Consider the following 16965-nt stretch of genomic DNA (forward strand, 5'->3'; position numbering starts at 1 on the left):
CTGACGAACTCAATTTCCTGCGACAGCCATCCTGCACGCGTGTGTTAAAGCAGAAATGCTTACGCGACCTGCTTGCTCATCAACGCGATATAGTTCTGCGCGACTCTGGAGATATGAAACCGATTGTTGAAACACTGCTTTGCCGAACATTGCATCGCAACCTTCTCGTCGTCCGGCAGCATTGCCCATTGCGTCAGAAGGCGGGTGATACCCTCTCGCGTGTCGTCGTCCACGAACCCGGCTCCATCGGCAACGACCTCTTGCCAGATTCCGACCTTGTCGGTCAAGAGCACCGGCACGCCGCACGCTAGTGCTTCGGCCACCACCACGCCGAAGTTTTCCTGATGCGAGGGCAAAACCATGACGTCGGCAGCGCGCAGCAGGGACCACTTGTGCGCCCCCGTTACCATGCCAGGCCAGCTAACACGATCCGCGATGCCGAGCCGCACGGCCTCGCGACGCAATCTCGCCCCGAGTCCATGATCGTCGGGGCCTGCGACGACGAGGCGATAGTCGGTGCTCAAGTTCTGGAGATCGTGAAACGACTGGATTAGCAAGTCGCAGCCCTTCTTCTCGTGAATTCGCCCGAGAAACAGGATAATCTTGCCCGGCGTCGCTAGCGAATGCCGCTGCGCAACGTCCAACGTTTCCGTCGAAGGTGGCGGTGCCGTGCCAATCATCATCATCAGCTCCTTCGCCCTGTACAGCGGAAACGCCAAGCGCGCCAGTTCGCGCTCACTGTCGGTGGTGAAGAGAACCCCCTTCGCATTGCTGATGACATGACGCTCCACAAATATCCAATAGACTAACTTCTTGGCGTGTTTCAACGGGCGGCCGATGTTGAACCATGGATCGAGCATGCCGTGCGGCATCACGAAATATGGGATCTTTTTCGGAAGAAGCGAGAGAACGGCCGCCGCGCTGTGGAACTGCCATATGCCGTCTACGATAATTGCATCGTACCGGTTCGCATGCTGTGTCAGCCACCCAACAAGCCTGAAGTTGAGCGCGTATTTGCCAGCGTGGTGGCCTAGCCTGACAACCAGATCGAAAGCATTGTCGTCCGATTTGTCAGCATCAATAGATGAGTCAAGACAGACAATGTCGGTAGTGTGTCCGGAAAGCCGGAGCTCCGTCGCGAGCCGTTTGAGCGCCTCAGCAGGACCACCATATCTTCGCTCGATTGACGAGATAATGTGAAGGGTTCTCAAGGCGGGATCTCCGGCTCAAACTGACATTCATCATAACGCGCATGCGCGGTTCAACTCTTCAATTCTTCGCTTAATGTAGGGCGATCGACTTGCGTTCTCGCCGCCCTCATCTTCTCCCTGACTTTCAGAACGATGAAGTACTCATAGACCGACTGCAGCGTCGCATACACCAAGCCCGGGTGTCCGTCGAGGAAGCCTCGACGAACCAAGTAAAGTAGAACGAACTTGATCACCGGGCGGCATGGAAGTTGGTAGAACAGGCGCTTTTGATGATAGCGGCGAGTCTGGAAATCGGCCGCGAACAGCGCCTTGGAAAGGCTGAACTTGTTGCCGTTCGCCTTATTGCGAAGGAACTGATCTGCTTCCAGCGAACTGTAGGCGTTATGCCGTGAAAGCCAGTGCGATAGCCCCTTGCTGAAAGGGAAGTGATCGAGATAGCCGTCGAGCCGGCCAGTCTTGCCATCCACCACGGTGACGGGATTGACGAGCCGTTCATAGTGGATATGCTGGGGCCTGAAAAGCCGAACGAAGTACGGTGAAGCCTGCACGTGCCTGAGCCACCTGTCATTGAAGAAGTCGCGGCGTCTAATCTGAAACGCCACCGCATCGCCGGCGTTCGAGACCGCCGTTTCAATCTCCGGTACGAGCAATGGGGGAACGCGCTCGTCGGCATCCAGATACAGCACCCATTCGTGCTTGAATGGGATGTTTTTCAATCCCCAGTTCTGGTGAGTGGACCAGTCGTCGAATGGTCTGGAGATCACGTTCGCGCATACCGAGCGAGCGTACGCGACGGTCCCGTCTGTGCTGAGCGAATCAAATACGTGGATGTCGTCGCACCACCCGATGACGGTCTCAAGACAACCAGGCAAATCCTGTTCTTCATTCTTCGTCAGCACCAGTACAGACACTTTGCTCATTGGGCTCTCCGTGCTTGACTCTAAGAGAAATCTTCCTTGCTGGCATGCCGGCATACACAGTCCACTCATTCAGCAGACTCCGCGTTACCACTGATCGCGCGCCTACAACCGCTCCCGGCGCGATATGAATGCCAGGGCAAACGAAGACTTCAGAGCACACCCACGCGTCCGATCCCACAATAATCGGCTTTGCAGTTAGCTGAAACGTCGGATGGTTGTAGTCGTGACTTCCTGTACAGAGCTGCGCGCCCTGCGATATCGTGCAACGCTCACCTAACGTGATGCGTTCGATGGAATACAAGTTCACTCCATTGGCAACGCCTGTAAAGTCGCCGATCGAAAGATTCCATGGCGCCCAGATGCGCACGCGCGGATAGACGTGAACACCTGCGCCTATAGTGGCCCCGAATAGTCGCAGAATCCAGCGACGCCACGCATGAAAGACACGCGGCGTCGGCACGAAGAAAACGATGTAGATGACGCCCCAAAGAACCCTCAGAAATCTGTTCGACAACGAAAATGAAGGTCCCTGTCTCGAATTCACGCCTTTCAGGATTATGCTCGGACCAACGCCTTCCCGGTTGATTGCATCTTTAGGCATAGACTCCTCTCTCAACGGACCATCGTAGCGTCCACACGGCTCAATACCCGCGGTTGGCGGAAAGCATCAAGCTTTTGGCGGGGTGCTGCCGGCAGCGTGCTGATTGACACATCGCATCCCCAGCAGCAGGAGCATCATAGTCGGATTCGCCCCACCTCCCGTCGGCAAGACTGACGTGGCAAGCAACTGGACATTCGCGACACCGAAGAGGTTGAGGTTTTTGTCCACCACGCCATCGGCGGGGCATGCACCCATGCGAGTCGAACCTGTCGGATGGAAGATGCCTTCTGCGTTATCGATGTTGGCCCAGATTTGCTGTGGCTCGATCGATTTCCATACGCCAAGCGAGGCGAATTTGCTCGTTCTCCAAGTTCTTTTAAATAGTTCCGATGTCTCGATTACGTTTTCTTTGTCTTCCGTGGACAACCTCCAGTTGATCTCAGCGAGTGGCAAGCCGAAGCGGTCGCAGCACGTATCGCTGAGAGTGATACGATTGTTGGGAGATGGAAGCTGTTCAACCACCGCATGGACAATCAGGCGCGAGTGGGCGGGAAACAGTAGACGTTTGTTCACGAGCCTCCACCACATGGCGCGCGCAAGCCAGGGGGTATTCGCAATCAAATCGAACATTACTCGTGGCGGCGGTGACTTACGACGCTGTACATTCCGGAATATCTCCCGTAGCACATCAAAGCCACCGGGTTTCTCAACCTCGAAGCCGATGTGGCAGAAACCTGGCGGCAGATGCCGCCGCGCCTCCGCTTGTGGCGCTAGCTCGAAACGAATATTGCGCATTGAACCGGCGGCGCCGAATCGAAAGCCGACGATCTTATTTAGCAAAGCGCTTTCGGAGGCGACGATTTCCGCTACTTCTGCGGAAATATGATCCGTGAAGTTATGACCGAGCGCAGACGTAAGGGCCGAGACGGCTCCATTGTTCTGACGGTCGATTAGCAATGCCAGACGGGTTGTTTCGATCGCGCCAGCGGCGACGATGAGCTTCCTCCCCGAAATAGCTAGCCTGTCACCATTTGGCGATACCGCTTCCAGTCGGACGCCTTCAGTCTGAGTTTTGATTTTGACGACATGGGCATTCAACCAGACCTGAAGGTTGGCTGCCGCAGCGACGTCAGCGTCCAACAACGCCGCTACATTGCGCTTCCGGAATTCTGGCCACTTGGCGAGACGATTGACATGGGTCCCACCGAGTTCGAACGGAAAGGAGACGTCGGAATACGGGCCCGGTTCCAGGGAGAATAGCCGCTCGACGTCTCCGATGAAAGGGGTTAGTTCATCGAGTGAGATCGGCCAGTGGGCATTGCAGAGATCAGAGTTTTGGAAGGGAATGAGGGCACCGCCCCATCGCATCGAGGTACCGCCCAGGCATCGGAAACGTCCGTGCGAGGCACCCTTGTAGAACATCCCCTGCTGGACGACTTCATTGAGCGGATGCGTGTCCTCTTCCTGGCGCAATCCGCCGGTTTCCAGGCAGATGACGGTTGCGCCTGTCTTCCGCGCCAATAGTACGCTGATCGGTAGGCCGACGGTTCCCGCGCCGATGACTATGAAATCGGCTGCCCGCGAAATCGCGCCCTGCCCGCCCAGGTCATTGAGCATCGGCCGTTTCCTCCGCGAGCCGGGCATATTGCTGCAGCCTGGCCAACTGCTTCGTGCTCACGATGATTGCGCCATTGGTATTGCGAAGTAGTGCCCGACGCAGAACCTCTGTCACGGACAGCGGCGACCCCTCCTTGCGGGACGCGGAGACATAACCATAAGTGATCTGGAAGGGCTTGCGGTAGCAGGTCAGTACGTCAGCCTCGCGACCGGTGAGACTGTCGTGGACCTGAATGAAGCGGGTCAGTTCGGAGCCGGCAGCGAGGAACGGTTCGACCTTATCCGTAGTTAGCGCGAGGCCGAAAGTACGGACCGTTCCGTCGCGTAGGAGACTCTCGAGCCATTTCAACCATTCATCAGTATTGAGCAGGGAAATTTCAGGCTCGTGCAGCGCGTAGATGTCGATAGAGTCACGCTTCAGACGACGCAAACTGCCCTCGAGTGTTCTCTTCGCTCGGGCGACTGAGAAATCCACCGTTGGACCCGAGATGGTCTTTATGAAGCGCCCTGTCGCCTTGCGAACAAAAACAGCGGCCCCGCTTTGCTCCTCGCCGCCGGGCGAATAGATACCGACTTTGGTGGTGACAGTGACCTCCGGTCGTGCTTTGAGAACGTGTCCAAGATCGCGCTCGGCCAAGCCAAAGCCATAGTAGGGGGCCGTGTCGAAATGGGTGAACCCGGCGTCCACCGCAGAGAATAATAGTCGTCGCCTTGCTTTTTCGGAGCCACTGTTGAAAAGACTGGCGGTGCCGAATATGAATCTCGAAAGTACGATGGGAGTCCCGGTCAACTGAACGCTTTGCACGATTAGCTCCCGCTAAATGCTGGTCAAGCCCGCGCCTTGAATTGAATGACGAGAATGTTCACCGACGATCAGCGTTACCGCGGCGATAAGACGTCAGTTCCTTAGTAAGGTCTGTGCGTAGTCCGCCAGATTAACCGTGTCAGTATCCATGGCATGGTTGTACGAGCTCTCCGTCAAAGCCGCTGTGTGCCGAGGCACTGGATGGGTTAGCACAGCGTGTTCACGCGATCGCATGTGGCGAACTTGAATCTCGTCGACGTGAAAGGAATATAAGCGCCGCGCCCTGATTCCCCCGGTCAAGACGGAAATCGGCAAGAAGTTGTCGGCTTTCGCCCACCGCGAGTGGCAAGAGACCGGCACCAGGCCTCCTGCGCCCACACGACTTGCGATCATATGTCCTCGCTGGCGAAGCCCATCTAGGCGAGGCACGACAAGCATTTGTCCGACCGGGCAATTTGATATCTGCGATCTTCGAATCAAGAAGGCGAACGCGCAGCTTTGACACGATAGCCTCCATCAGAGTCCGAAACGCATGGGTCGTACGTTCCCGTGCCCAACGCAGACTTGATCTTCTTTTTCCCAAGATGTGGATTACTCAATGAAAGTGCTGATAATCTCGCTCAACTATGCCCCAGAGGTGACAGGGGTGGGAAAGTACTCCGCGGAGCTTGCGGAGTGGCTCGCATTACAGGGGCACACGATACGCGTGATAACCGCGTCTCCATACTATCCTGAGTGGCGCATCAAGGCTGGCTATAACGCGTTGACGTACTCGACTGAGCAAATCAACAACGTTTCCGTCATACGCGTTCCCTTCTGGTGCCCCAAGCGCCCGTCGGGTCTGAAGCGCGTGCTACATCTGATGAGCTTCGCGGTTTTCGCGAGTCCGGCCGCTCTGTGGCAGATCGCGTGGCGTCCGCACGCCGTGTGGCTCGTAGAGCCACCTTTGTTCGCGTCTCCCGTCGCGTTGTTCGCCGCCCGCGTCGCCAGCGCCTCATGTTGGCTTCATGTACAGGACTACGAAGTCGACGCAGCGTTTCGACTGGGCATACTGAAAGGCCATGTCGCAAGAAAGCTGGCTTTGCGCGTGGAAAGATGGTTGATGTCACGCGCCGACGTCGTCTCGACACCCTCCGCAGCGATGACACGGCTCGCCGTGCAGAAGGGGGTCTCCTCGGAAAAAGCTTTCACCTTTCCCAACTGGGTCGATACTCAACACGCGCATCCAAACAGCACGGACAACCCCTATCGCGCGCAGCTCACCATCGGCCACGGAGCGCTGGTCGTCCTCTACTCAGGCAATCTCGGACTTAAGCAAGGTCTGGAAATCATTGTCGACGCTGCAAAGCTTCTCACGTGGCGCGCGGACATCATGTTCCTGATCTGTGGCGCTGGACCAGCAAAAGATGTCCTGCTCGAAAAGGCCCGTGACGTACCGAACGTCAAGTTTCTCGGGCTGCAACCTAAAGAGCGGTTCAATGAATTGCTATCGCTTGCGGACATACACGTCCTTCCACAGCTTGCGGGCGCCGCGGATCTCGTCATGCCTTCGAAGCTTGGCCCAATGCTGTCGAGCAGCCGACCGGTAATTGCGACTGCGAATGAAGGTACCGAGTTATGGAGCGTCATCAACTCGGTCGGCGTCGCAGTCGAGCCCGGCTCTTTCACGGCATTGTCACACGCCATCCTTCGTCTCGCCGACGACCCGTCGCTTCGTGAGCGCCTTGGCACCCTCGGACGGCAATACGCCGCATCCAATTTCTCGAAAGAAACGATTCTCCTCCAGTTTGAGGCACGGCTTCGCAGCTCAGTTCTCGGCAAACGAGACCTCGGAGACCGCGCGACGACGTAGGCCCCACTTAACAGTCTTCGGATCCGGTGCTAGCGCAAATGAGCGAGATCCAGCTTGCTTCGTGGACCTCACAAGGTATCCTAAGGAGGCAGGGATGAATTCAGAATGGCTTAGTGCCGACCTTCCCGTGGACTGGACGGATGAGGAGTCGGAGTTCTTTATGCGTGCAGTGGAGGCGATCGCACTGGCCTACAAAGAACAGACCATCACGCTCGAAGAGGCCGGAGACCGGATTTGTATGGTTGCGGTCACGAGACTCGGTGAAGCCATGGGCATGGATGATTCAATCAGATGTATTAGCCGGGACTAGATCTGAAGCGGCTTCGCCTTGCAGCGCTTTTCGTCCACCCAGACGTCAACACCTGGACTTTTGCAGACCTTCCCTACTAATTCACCAAGGTATGCGGCCAGTTGAACGCGCCGTAGTTTCATTAAGTCAAAACTTAGCCCTGTCCGGCCGATAAAGGTTGAAAGTAATTGGTGGGATTTTTTTTCACGCGGTAAGTTATGGCGTGTAAGGATATTTACGTGGCACAACTTCTCATTATCTCGCCAGTTTATCTTCAAAGTCTACTATATGAAGAATACGCTTGAACCAGGAATACCGATATATGGGAATCTCGCTGATTCGCATCAGGCGCAGACTCCCGATATCGTTATACGAAACGAGAAGTCGATGCTTGTTGTTACTATTTTCTTTCTGATTACCGGGTTGCTGCCCATATTGCAGTGACGCCTCCGCTCTTTTGAAGCGGACACCTTGCATCTCGACATTGAGGCAAGGCCGCTGCATTTTCTGCTGACAGTCGTTTTTATCGCGCGCCGCGACCTGGATGCCGGGCTTGCACCACCGCTCTTCGGCAACGTATTTTTCTCGCCAGAAACCTTGTCGATTAAAAACGGCAAGGATAAATCTGAAAACGAGAGAATCGAAGTCCGACACCACATGGAATTCCTGTCTTTTTTCCGTGTGACGAATAGAAACCTGCCGAACTGGAGGCCGCATGACGCCAATCTTATCTGACGCGCTAGCACCGCTTGATTGTCCGAGACAGCACATTCGGTCTGTTCAGTGTTCGACAATCGTGAAGCACGTGGCGATTATTTTGTATGACGGATTTTCGTTGCTGGACGCCGGTACGCTCGCCGAAGCTCTGCATGTCGCTAATGAATTACAATCGCAAAGTTCGAATCATTCCGTGACATATCGCGTGAACCTCATCTCGGCTGACGGTGGAGCGGTTGCGTGCTCGTCATCGATGGTGGTTTGGACAGAGCATTTTTCCACGCGCGATTTCGATCGTCTCGACAACCTCTTCGTTCCCAGCGGAAGTGGTGTCGCGCACGCCTCCGTCGACGACAACCTCATTGATCTGTTGCGACTGGTTTGTGCAAGAGGCGTCCGTGTGACCGCGATCGGGAATGGGCACATGGTTTTGTCGGCTGCCGGCGTGGCGCGGTGCGATTGGCCTTCGGTGAAGCATGATATCCGTCTCCGATCGTTATCCGCGAGCGCTGCGGAGCATGATCGCGATCAGGCTTTGGTGACCTCGCTCGCACTGCTCAAGATGGATCTGGGAGCGGAGTTGGCCGCGCGCGTGGCGGACCGTCTCGGCTCGGATGGCGGGCGTACATTGGCCCCCGCGTTCGAAGAGATGGATGCAAAGACGCTCGCCGAGAAAGCACGTGCGTCGGCGCGTTGGATCGTCCAGAACTGCGCGAAGCCCATATCGGTGGGCGATGCGGCGCGCACGTCTTCGATGAGTGAGCGCAATTTCCTGCGTCTGTTCAAACGGGAGCTCGGTGTTACGCCTTCAAAGTACCTTCTTGGTGCGCGGCTCGATCTTACGTGCAAGCTGCTCGCCAACAGCGATCTTCCGGTGGACAAGATCGCTCGTCGAACCGGTCTTAGCAACGGAGAGAGACTGTCGAAGCTTTTCCGTAAAGAGCTCTCGATGTCGCCTACTGAGTTCCGGACGCAGAGTCGACGAAAGAGTTGACGTACGAACAGCAATCCAGATGCGCAAGTGGGAATTCACGTCAAGCGCACCGGTGAACCGCCCCGGGAATCGTGGAGGTGGTTGGTTTAAGTTAATGTGTATTAGCCTGGACCGGACCTGACAGGTAGTCGGGGAAGCGAATCACGGTCCGACCTGTGTTGCCATCACTCTCGATTCCCAACGCAACCTTCGTCGCTCCACTTCAACAGAGTCAATTTCTTACGAGACGTTTCCCACTTCCGCTGGATGTATGCTCACGTATCCCTTCTGGTACGGACGATCATTGGCTAGTACCGCCCAGATCGTCCGCGCCATTCTGTTTGCCAGTGCGACAATCACCACGCTCGGATGCCGCCGCTTTTTCAGCTGCTCGACCCACGCGCCTGGTTCTTTCGCATTTATCAACACACTGCGTGCACCGTGGATTAGCAGCGTTCGCAAATATGTGTCGCCGCGCTTACTTATGCCGTGAAGGTTTACCTTGCCACTCGAACCGGTCTGCTTCGGCACCAGTCCCGCCCACGCGGCAAACTCCCGCCCCGATCGAAACGCCTTCGCGTCGCCTATCATCGCAACCGCCGCGGTCGCGGTCAGCAACCCGGACAAGAATCTCGGGTATCGCCTTGTCAATCGACGCCCGTCCTTTAGCCGCAACTTCGCCGTACTCGGTTAGCCATCCGCGCAAGCCGTTGATTTGCATGGTCCGGAACCTTGGTTACCTGCGAAATTCCTACCATTTCCTCAAGGCGGAGGCGCCCATACCATTTTTCTCAAGGTTTGGAGCCTCCACCAAATCCGGGGCGGTTCAGTTTAGAGCGTTGCTCCGAAAATGCAGACTTTTTGTATGTCGAGCTATTCTGTGCACACAAAAAAGTACGCACTTCACTTTCCAGGCGCGACGCTAGCGGGCGCGCGCGCCTCCTGATACAAAACCAACAGAACTACGCACTCAAACGCTGATCTCGATTAGGCAGACGCGCTCTTCTGAACACAAGTTCACACCTGCCGCGTCCGGCAAGGGCGGGAGAGCCGCAGTTAATTGGGGCCACATAAAATAGAGCAGGCTTGCGGTAGTGTGGCGATTGAAGCGCTCGAACCAGACACAAACAGCCCGAGCGCTCCGCTTCGGAGAACTCGAGGGCAGACCTTTGGGGAAGATCGGGAAGCCCGTGACGTATGCCGCATCAGATGAGGGACGTCACTCTCCCTGATTGTTTTCGCGAGCACGATCAGTCGACGTCTCGACTGCTTCAAAGGCGTCGACGTTGCCACACCTGAGGTGGCGTAGCTCCCGCGTGGCCGCCGGTGGCACGAAGCTGGCGCGGATCAGTCCGTGCGCCACCAGGTCGGCAATCTACATGGCATCGTTGACGTCGGTCTTGCGCCTGAGCATTTTGCGCATTGTGCTGCGCGTTGGCCAGGATCAGTTCGAAGTGAGCCCCGAGTATGTGCCAGACCGGTTTCCAGTACACACCGGTCGCATCCATGGCGATATGCTGCAGATTGTCAATTACGATGGCCGCCGGCGCATTGACTCATCAGAAATGCAACTCGCGCTGACCTGTTGCCTCACGTAGTTTGCTACCCGCCGGATTGTCCGGAGAGAGCGACACGAGGTGACAAGGCAAATCAGCATGACGACACGTAAGGAGTTGGTCGCAGCATTGCAATTGCGGTATAGCGGCGCGGCGTTTGGTGACCGGATCAGGATTCTCGACGAGTTCGTGGCTCTGACCGGGTATCACCGCAAGCACGCCATCCGGCTGCTGCGGGAGCAGCCCGGCGCGGTAAAGGGGGCGCGCGAGCGCAACCGGCTGTACGACGAGGCGGTACGCCAGGCACTGACGGTGTTGTGGGAAGCGGCCGACCGGGTTTGCGGCAAGCGCCTGAAGGCGTTGATCCCGAAGCTGGTTGATGCCATGGAGCGGCACGGCCATCTCGATCTGGATCCCGTCATCAAGGCCAAACTCCTTGATGTCAGCACGGCGACCATCGATCGCATGCTGGCCAATGCACGTTTGGCGATCGACGGGCAGCGCAAACGCCGCAAGGGTGTGGGCTCGGCCATCCGGCGCAGCATCCCGGTGCGTACCTGATAGCTCTTTCGACGCGTCCCTTCTCGTTTCCTCTGGCCACTGCCACTGGACGGGGCTCGAAGCGATGATGAGCGGCGAACGCGAGCAGCGTCGGGTTGAAGCGGATCGCATCACCCTGACGCTCGAGCACAGCGCTCCTGAGATTGTCGTAGAGGAGGATTCGTGGCAATCCGGACCACGCCGCGAACGCGCCGGCGTGGCCCGCCAGGAAGCTGTCCATGCGGGCATCGAGGAAGAAGCGCAGATAGATCTGCCGCGACCACGACAGCACCATGACGAAGGCCATCAGCGGCCGACGCGCGCGCCCGATCTGCAGGTGATCGAAATGGGCCCAGTCAACCTGGCCCTGCTCTCCGGGCAAGGTGCGTAGCCGCAGATAAGCCTCTGGTGTAGGACGCGGACGGTGTACCGCGATCAGGTGCCGAAAATGATGGAGGTTGCCACGGTAGCCGCGCTCGGTGACCATCGCATACAGCCGACTGGCCGTGAGCGACGGAAACCTCTTGAGCGTGTCATGGATAAACGGCAGGTAGGCATCGATCTGCGAAGGTCTGAGCATCCCGCCGACGCGTGGCAGACCGGCCTGCGCCAGCACGCGCTGGACTGTGCCGCGGTGCACATGCAACTGACGTGCGATGGTGCCGCAGCGCCACTTCTCGACGTGGTAGTAGCGCAGGATCTGCGCCTCCAGTTCAACTCCGATGGTCATGGGTCACTTCCTGTGCAGTAAGTAGCAGTACGAACATCACGGAAGACCCGACGGCGTAGTGGCCCGAGACGTACGAAGTCCGGACAGACGCAGTGGCAGAAATGGCAATGCTCAGGCACAGATGGGGCGGTGGCGGGCACCGCTGCTCTTGCCGCCGACGTCGTCGAAGTCGGTGCCAGTAGAGCATCGGCGGCAGGCACAGCAGAACCCTGATGCGTCACTTTATTCTGGCGGCTGCGATAGCGGCGCATCCGTTCGGCGTGCGCGAAGCGCCCGTGACGACTGCGCTGATAGCGCTGGCCAGCCACGCGCATGCTGGCCTGACGTGCGACCTCAGAGCAGTCGCCGTCGCAATAGATCTGGCCGCGGTCGCAACGGCGGCAAACGATGACCTGCGCCCGGCAGCGGGCGCACACAAACAGGCGGCCTGTGGCCGGCATCGGCAATCCCCGTCAATGCCGAAACGGTATCGACGGGACTGGTGGGTCGTGCCATACTGGCCCAGCACCCGTGCCGCGCGCGCGTGGGGCTCGACATCGGAATGAACTTGGCGGTTTGAGCCGGTGTCGGGCCTGTTTCTTCGGCGATAAGCCTTCTTCTACCGCATCCCGACTTCAGCGTCACCTCTTCCTGAAGCGAGCCGAATCGGCTGCGTCTGCACTCGCCCTACGGGCTCCTTCCGACGCAGCCGGCGCCGCCTCCCGCTCTTCGCGCAAACCGTTACCAGACCGCTCAGCAGAGCATGACCATTCCGCATCTCTGATCGACGCCGCCGTTTAGTGTCGGATTCTCACAGCCGTTCACAGGTCGGCTCTGCCCGATGGCCAACTAGGCGGAATACATGTTGAAGACTGTTCGTAACGGAAGCCCAAGCATCTTCGAGATATCTGTGGAACGGTAGCCAGCAGATTTCAAACGCATCACTTCTCGAACATACGCCTCACCCCAACGCTTAATCTGCGGCGGCCCGATGCCAACATCAAGCTCAGCGCATCTGAACCTCATGCCGCAGGTGCACGCGCACCGTAGCGCAGAATCTCTCCATGCGGTGCTTTCTACGATATGCCCGGCGCCATGTTCCGCGAGCGTATTCGGACATTCCACTGGAGGACGCGCACGGAAATGCGGCCTACGCCTAAAATTTTCCGACGGTGCGTTACCGTAGACTGTCTTGAAATGACAATCATCTAAGAGATTTGGATCCCGTTCGATTAATTCCAGCATGGTCGCAAAAATTACAATCCACAAAACGCGAGATGTCTCAAATCCACGACGCCCCCTACAATCAGGAAATCGCGTCGCCCTATAACCCATCGGCTTATACACAATTTCCAGCGTGACCGCCGACACGTAACTTCTGCAATGTCTTGGCAGCGATATGAACCTCTTTGAGTCCCAGCCAAATAGCTTTCGCGCCGGGTTCGCCATCGCCCTTGCGGCCGAGGAATCCGCCCAAGCGCGCGATCAAGCGCAGCACCTCGTTGAGCTTGGGCTTGGCCGGCTGCTTGACGTCGGTCAGCAAATACGCGCCGCGAATTTCATCGACATCGAAGAACAGTTCGGCATCCAGATCGGGGCAACTGCGGCCCATGTGCATCAGATGGACGATTCGCCAAGCCACGACCAGAAACAGCGCCAGCGCGCGTTCGAGCCGTTCGATCGCGCCCAGTTGCAGCGCCTCGACTCGGCAACCGTTCTTCAGCACGTTGAACAAGATCTCGATTTCCCAGCGCGCCCGATACCAGTCGATCAGTTCAATCGCTTCCTGCAGCGTCCTGGCTTCGCGGTTGGTCAGCAAGCGCCATTCGATCGGCTTGACGCCGTCTGGTGCATCAAACTCACGCGCCACCAGACACGTGGCCGCTACGCTTTGACCAACGCCTGCCGGCAGTTCGATGCGCCGCAACCATACGTGCTGGCGCACCTGGCGCGCCTTCACGCCGTGACGCGAGCCCATCGTGAAGGCAATCTCGCCGAGCGGTGCGCCTTCTGTCGTCGCCGTCCAAAGCTTAGCTCCCTCGGGCAGCGAGCGGTCGTGGGTCGAGCGAATCAGCCAATCCGCCGGCGTGCCCAACTCCTGCGCCCGCACCATCAGCGCGAGCATGTCTGCCTCGCGATCGGCGACGTACACCAGTCGCGTGTGCGGCAGGCTCGATGCCGTTTCCGCTACCCGCTCGTAACCCTCGATCCAGCGCAGGCTTTCCTTGAGCCCGCCGCGCTTGCCCTGCGCGTCCTTGGGCTCACGCGCCCACATCCACGCGTCGAGTACACCCAGCGGCACCCGCTCAGGTGTCACCGCATAGGTCGGATGCAAATACATTCCGCGCTGCATCTCGTAAGACAGTGGCCCAAGGCCCGCGGCCTGCCGGCCGTTGAAATCCAGTTCCGTGGTGTCCTGCAGGCACAACACGACCGACTGGGCGGCCATTCGTTGCTCGGTCTGCCGCCAGTGCGGCTCCAGAATCGCACTCCACTGGACCTCGCCGTTGTCGAAGAAGCGGTACGCCGCCATCGTCTCGCCCCAGCCCCGACACGCCTGCGGCACGCCAGCCGTCGGCTTGGCCGCCAATCGTTCCATCAATGTCCTTGCTCGCTTGTTCAAGCGCGCGTCGCCAAGGTCGAGCCCAGCAAATTCGGTTTCCGTCCAGCACGGTGCTTCCAGGGCCAAGGCGTTCACGCAAAAAGCAAGAGTAAACGCGACGCGCCGAAAGTTTACAAGCCCCGGTCGATCTCATTGCTCGACGACGGTTTGTTCCGGCCTACGGTGCGGAGGGCAGACTTGTGTATAAGACGATGCCTATAACCCACGCACCCCAAATAATTCGCACCAAAACAATTTTTAATAAGAAGTAAAATGGATTTTCGCAATTCTCCATCGTCACGATACCTCAATTTTCTTTTAATCTTTTCATAAAAAACCCCATAAATGTATCGACGATCAATTCTCACTCTTCCATTCAATAAATCATGCGACAGCCTTGCATACTGCAACGCCGCCTCTTTTCGTACATCCATTGACTCCCGCACCATAGGTGACACACCCATGGTCTGGGCGACTTCCGGCGTAACAAATTTTAGGTAACGACCACCTTTGCCAGCATTTTGCATCCAGAGAAACTCCGCATGATGAACACAGATGGTCACCCCTGGTAATTGATGAGTCCGGCGCCAGTGCTTAGGCACTCCCTGTTGCAGGTCTTCCGCAATGCAGCGCCTGCAATAGCGAAACCCCTCGCATCCCAATGCCGGCCAACTTCCATTGCGTTTCTTGCCTCTACTCCTCGATACAAGCATTTCTCGAATCAAATCATCCGACGCCTCCTCATCAATCAAACTCGATACGTATGGAAATAACGTCATCCTGTGAATTATCTCCTTCGACGTAAGCCCCCAACATGACTGGGTTTCCACAGCAACATGACTATAATTTCTACCCAACAATGATGGCCCAGTTCTTTCACCATAAACTAATGGAATCACTCGCTCCACGGCTATCGACGGAGACATTTCCATATATCGAGCGACAATCCCGAACATTGGTTCATCGTCAAGTTGCTCATCGAGATAGACAGCCATTACACTCTCCAATCTGCGCCACGAGACACGCGATGTTTTATAGAAGACTTGGGGCATACGGATTGCGCTCGAACGGCGTTCACCACGATTGATTCACAGCGAAGGCTCGATTTGTTCTGCAAGTGCAGGCGCCATACCTTCTGGAAACGCACCAGCAAGCGGCGCGACCTGTCTCCAAAGCCTGACGTCACGTTGAAATGCAAGGCTGGCATCGCCAAGGTGATTGACCAACTGGATCCAGGACGCCAGATGCCTCGCGCGCACCGTCCGCCGGTGCCAGGGGCGAACTTCGATCCCGTACCGGATTTGCCGTTCGACATCGCGGACCTCAAGGCCCAACGTTCCCGCAATTCTCACAACGGAATAGCCCCGGCTTGCAAGAATCGCCGCAGCTACAGCGATGTCGGGTCCCATCTGCGTGGGCACGATGGATTCATCGCCACCATTGAACCGCTGACAGATAAAAGAGAAGCCACAGGAACAAAAGTAATGGGGAGTGCCGTCTCCCATAATTTTTCTCGTGACTCGATGATCCTCATCATGCTCAGATTTTGCCCCTGGACAAACCGCAAAGTTTGAATTCGCGAGGCGCGTTGAGCTGTCCATCAGAAGATATGCCACCAGCAGGGTCGACACTGACTGAAGTGAGCCACGAGTCGGTCGAAGGAGAGCACGACGCAACCAGATAGAATCGTTACGCGCCACGCCCATCACCCGCATGTACGCTCCCCCTAGGCGCGTAGTTAAATCACGTGACATTCGCGCAAGATCCAGAGAGGCGCCTCTGCCGTAACCGCAGCGCTGAGCGTACTCGAGGCACACGCCGAGATCGGAAAAACCTGCCCACGGGCAACCACCACGCAATAGCTGACCTGCCAGGCGCGCTACAGCATGCCACGCGATGACCTCGCTAGCGCTTCCATCAACTGCTGGACGCACATCATCGAACTGCGTATCTACAGTCAGAATTCGTCGCGCCGTCGCAGCGCCAGCAAGGCAGAGTATTTCACCGTGCCAGATGCAGGTAACCACGCCGGGCAACTGATGCGAGCGGCGCCAGTACCGAGGGTCATTCAGATTGTCGTCCCGTCTCCAGCAACTCCGGCAGAACCGGAGACCAGGACGCCCTTGCTCCAGAAATCCAGACCACTGCGTGCATCTTGAGTTAGGCCCACTAACAGACGGGTCACCGATCGGACCAAATACTGTCGAGTAGAACGGCGCAAGGGTCAGCGTGTCCTGGATGGTGCGCGCACTTCTTCCCCAGGCGGCGTCCGTCTGTGCTGCCAGATGCTCAAATTGCAACGCTCTATCTGTCGCAACAGCGCTCAGAGGCCCCATGAGATGGCGTAGAAAGCGTGTCGTGTCACCGACAGGAGACACCTGAACATAACGCGCAATAACACTGAAAAGCATCTCATCGGGTAATGGCTCGTCAAGATAGACTGTCACGATTCCTCCGCTCCGGTATTCATCGCTTAAAGCAGCGATGCGCACGCATACGAGATTAACTTAGACGTTCAGGCGGCCTCATCGCCCCCAACGACAAAACGCAGTCTGCGTGGAATATTTTGTGAT

Annotated in this window: 14 protein-coding genes and 3 pseudogenes; 5 read left to right on the top strand and 12 right to left on the bottom strand. The window is 57.2% G+C overall.

Features of this window, described 5'->3' with window-relative positions:
- Positions 1-59: 59 nt before the first annotated feature.
- From OKW26_RS13870 to OKW26_RS13890, 5 genes are all read right to left on the bottom strand, one after another.
- Complete coding sequence (locus OKW26_RS13870; RefSeq protein ID WP_429353961.1) at positions 60-1211, bottom strand: glycosyltransferase; 1152 nt, start codon at positions 1209-1211, stop codon at positions 60-62.
- A gap of 50 nt (positions 1212-1261) precedes the next feature.
- Positions 1262-2131, bottom strand: coding sequence for a glycosyltransferase family 2 protein (locus OKW26_RS13875; RefSeq protein WP_429353962.1), 870 nt, complete (start codon positions 2129-2131; stop codon positions 1262-1264).
- Positions 2094-2732 carry a putative colanic acid biosynthesis acetyltransferase gene (locus OKW26_RS13880; RefSeq protein ID WP_429353963.1) on the bottom strand — a complete coding sequence of 213 codons (639 nt, stop codon included), beginning with the start codon at positions 2730-2732 and terminating at the stop codon, positions 2094-2096. Before OKW26_RS13880 ends, OKW26_RS13875 begins: the two co-directional genes overlap by 38 nt.
- Positions 2733-2798: 66 nt before the next feature.
- Positions 2799-4349 (bottom strand): GMC oxidoreductase, encoded by a 1551-nt coding sequence (locus OKW26_RS13885; protein ID WP_429353964.1) that lies wholly within the window; start codon positions 4347-4349, stop codon positions 2799-2801.
- On the bottom strand, positions 4339-5154 hold the full coding sequence (locus OKW26_RS13890) for an aldo/keto reductase (RefSeq protein WP_429353965.1): 816 nt from the start codon (positions 5152-5154) through the stop codon (positions 4339-4341). Before OKW26_RS13890 ends, OKW26_RS13885 begins: the two co-directional genes overlap by 11 nt.
- 598 nt (positions 5155-5752) lie before the next feature.
- Between OKW26_RS13890 and OKW26_RS13895 the strand changes: the two genes are divergently transcribed.
- The 4 genes from OKW26_RS13895 (at position 5753) to OKW26_RS13910 (ending at position 9006) form a co-directional block, all read left to right on the top strand.
- Positions 5753-7006, top strand: coding sequence for a glycosyltransferase WbuB (locus OKW26_RS13895; protein ID WP_184036569.1), 1254 nt, complete (start codon positions 5753-5755; stop codon positions 7004-7006).
- Between the two features lie 94 nt (positions 7007-7100).
- Positions 7101-7316, top strand: coding sequence for a hypothetical protein (locus tag OKW26_RS13900; protein WP_184067996.1), 216 nt, complete (start codon positions 7101-7103; stop codon positions 7314-7316).
- A gap of 450 nt (positions 7317-7766) precedes the next feature.
- Positions 7767-8030: a hypothetical protein gene (locus OKW26_RS13905; RefSeq protein WP_429353966.1), complete on the top strand. Its 264-nt coding sequence runs from the start codon at positions 7767-7769 to the stop codon at positions 8028-8030.
- Between the two features lie 70 nt (positions 8031-8100).
- On the top strand, positions 8101-9006 hold the full coding sequence (locus OKW26_RS13910) for a GlxA family transcriptional regulator (protein ID WP_429353967.1): 906 nt from the start codon (positions 8101-8103) through the stop codon (positions 9004-9006).
- Positions 9007-9225: 219 nt separating this feature from the next.
- On the opposite strand, the pseudogene OKW26_RS13915 reads toward OKW26_RS13910, so the two are convergent.
- Both OKW26_RS13915 and OKW26_RS13920 read right to left on the bottom strand, forming a co-directional pair.
- Positions 9226-9718 (bottom strand): annotated as a pseudogene (locus OKW26_RS13915) (transposase); the annotation flags it as partial.
- A gap of 564 nt (positions 9719-10282) precedes the next feature.
- Positions 10283-10496: pseudogene (locus OKW26_RS13920) on the bottom strand (IS110 family transposase); the annotation flags it as partial.
- 144 nt (positions 10497-10640) lie between these two features.
- On the opposite strand from OKW26_RS13920, the gene OKW26_RS13925 reads away from it, so the two are divergent.
- Positions 10641-11102 (top strand): hypothetical protein, encoded by a 462-nt coding sequence (locus OKW26_RS13925; RefSeq protein WP_429353968.1) that lies wholly within the window; start codon positions 10641-10643, stop codon positions 11100-11102.
- Here the strand turns inward: OKW26_RS13925 and istA are convergent.
- The 5 genes and pseudogenes from istA to OKW26_RS13950 form a co-directional block, all read right to left on the bottom strand.
- Positions 10984-11811 (bottom strand): IS21 family transposase, encoded by an 828-nt coding sequence (istA, locus tag OKW26_RS13930; RefSeq protein WP_429353969.1) that lies wholly within the window; start codon positions 11809-11811, stop codon positions 10984-10986. The genes OKW26_RS13925 and istA overlap by 119 nt on opposite strands.
- Before the next feature lie 1318 nt (positions 11812-13129).
- Positions 13130-14479, bottom strand: a complete 1350-nt coding sequence (locus OKW26_RS13935; protein WP_429352904.1) for an IS4 family transposase — start codon at positions 14477-14479, stop codon at positions 13130-13132.
- A gap of 44 nt (positions 14480-14523) precedes the next feature.
- A complete protein-coding gene (locus tag OKW26_RS13940) occupies positions 14524-15387 on the bottom strand; it encodes a TniQ family protein (protein WP_429353970.1) in 864 nt (287 codons plus the stop codon).
- 93 nt (positions 15388-15480) lie between these two features.
- Positions 15481-16023: a hypothetical protein gene (locus OKW26_RS13945; RefSeq protein ID WP_429354258.1), complete on the bottom strand. Its 543-nt coding sequence runs from the start codon at positions 16021-16023 to the stop codon at positions 15481-15483.
- 384 nt (positions 16024-16407) lie between these two features.
- A pseudogene (locus OKW26_RS13950) lies at positions 16408-16884 on the bottom strand (TniQ family protein); the annotation flags it as partial.
- Positions 16885-16965: the final 81 nt, after the last annotated feature.

Origin of the sequence: Paraburkholderia sp. 32, from assembly GCF_050435345.1 — a bacterium.
Lineage (GTDB): Bacteria > Pseudomonadota > Gammaproteobacteria > Burkholderiales > Burkholderiaceae > Paraburkholderia > Paraburkholderia tuberum.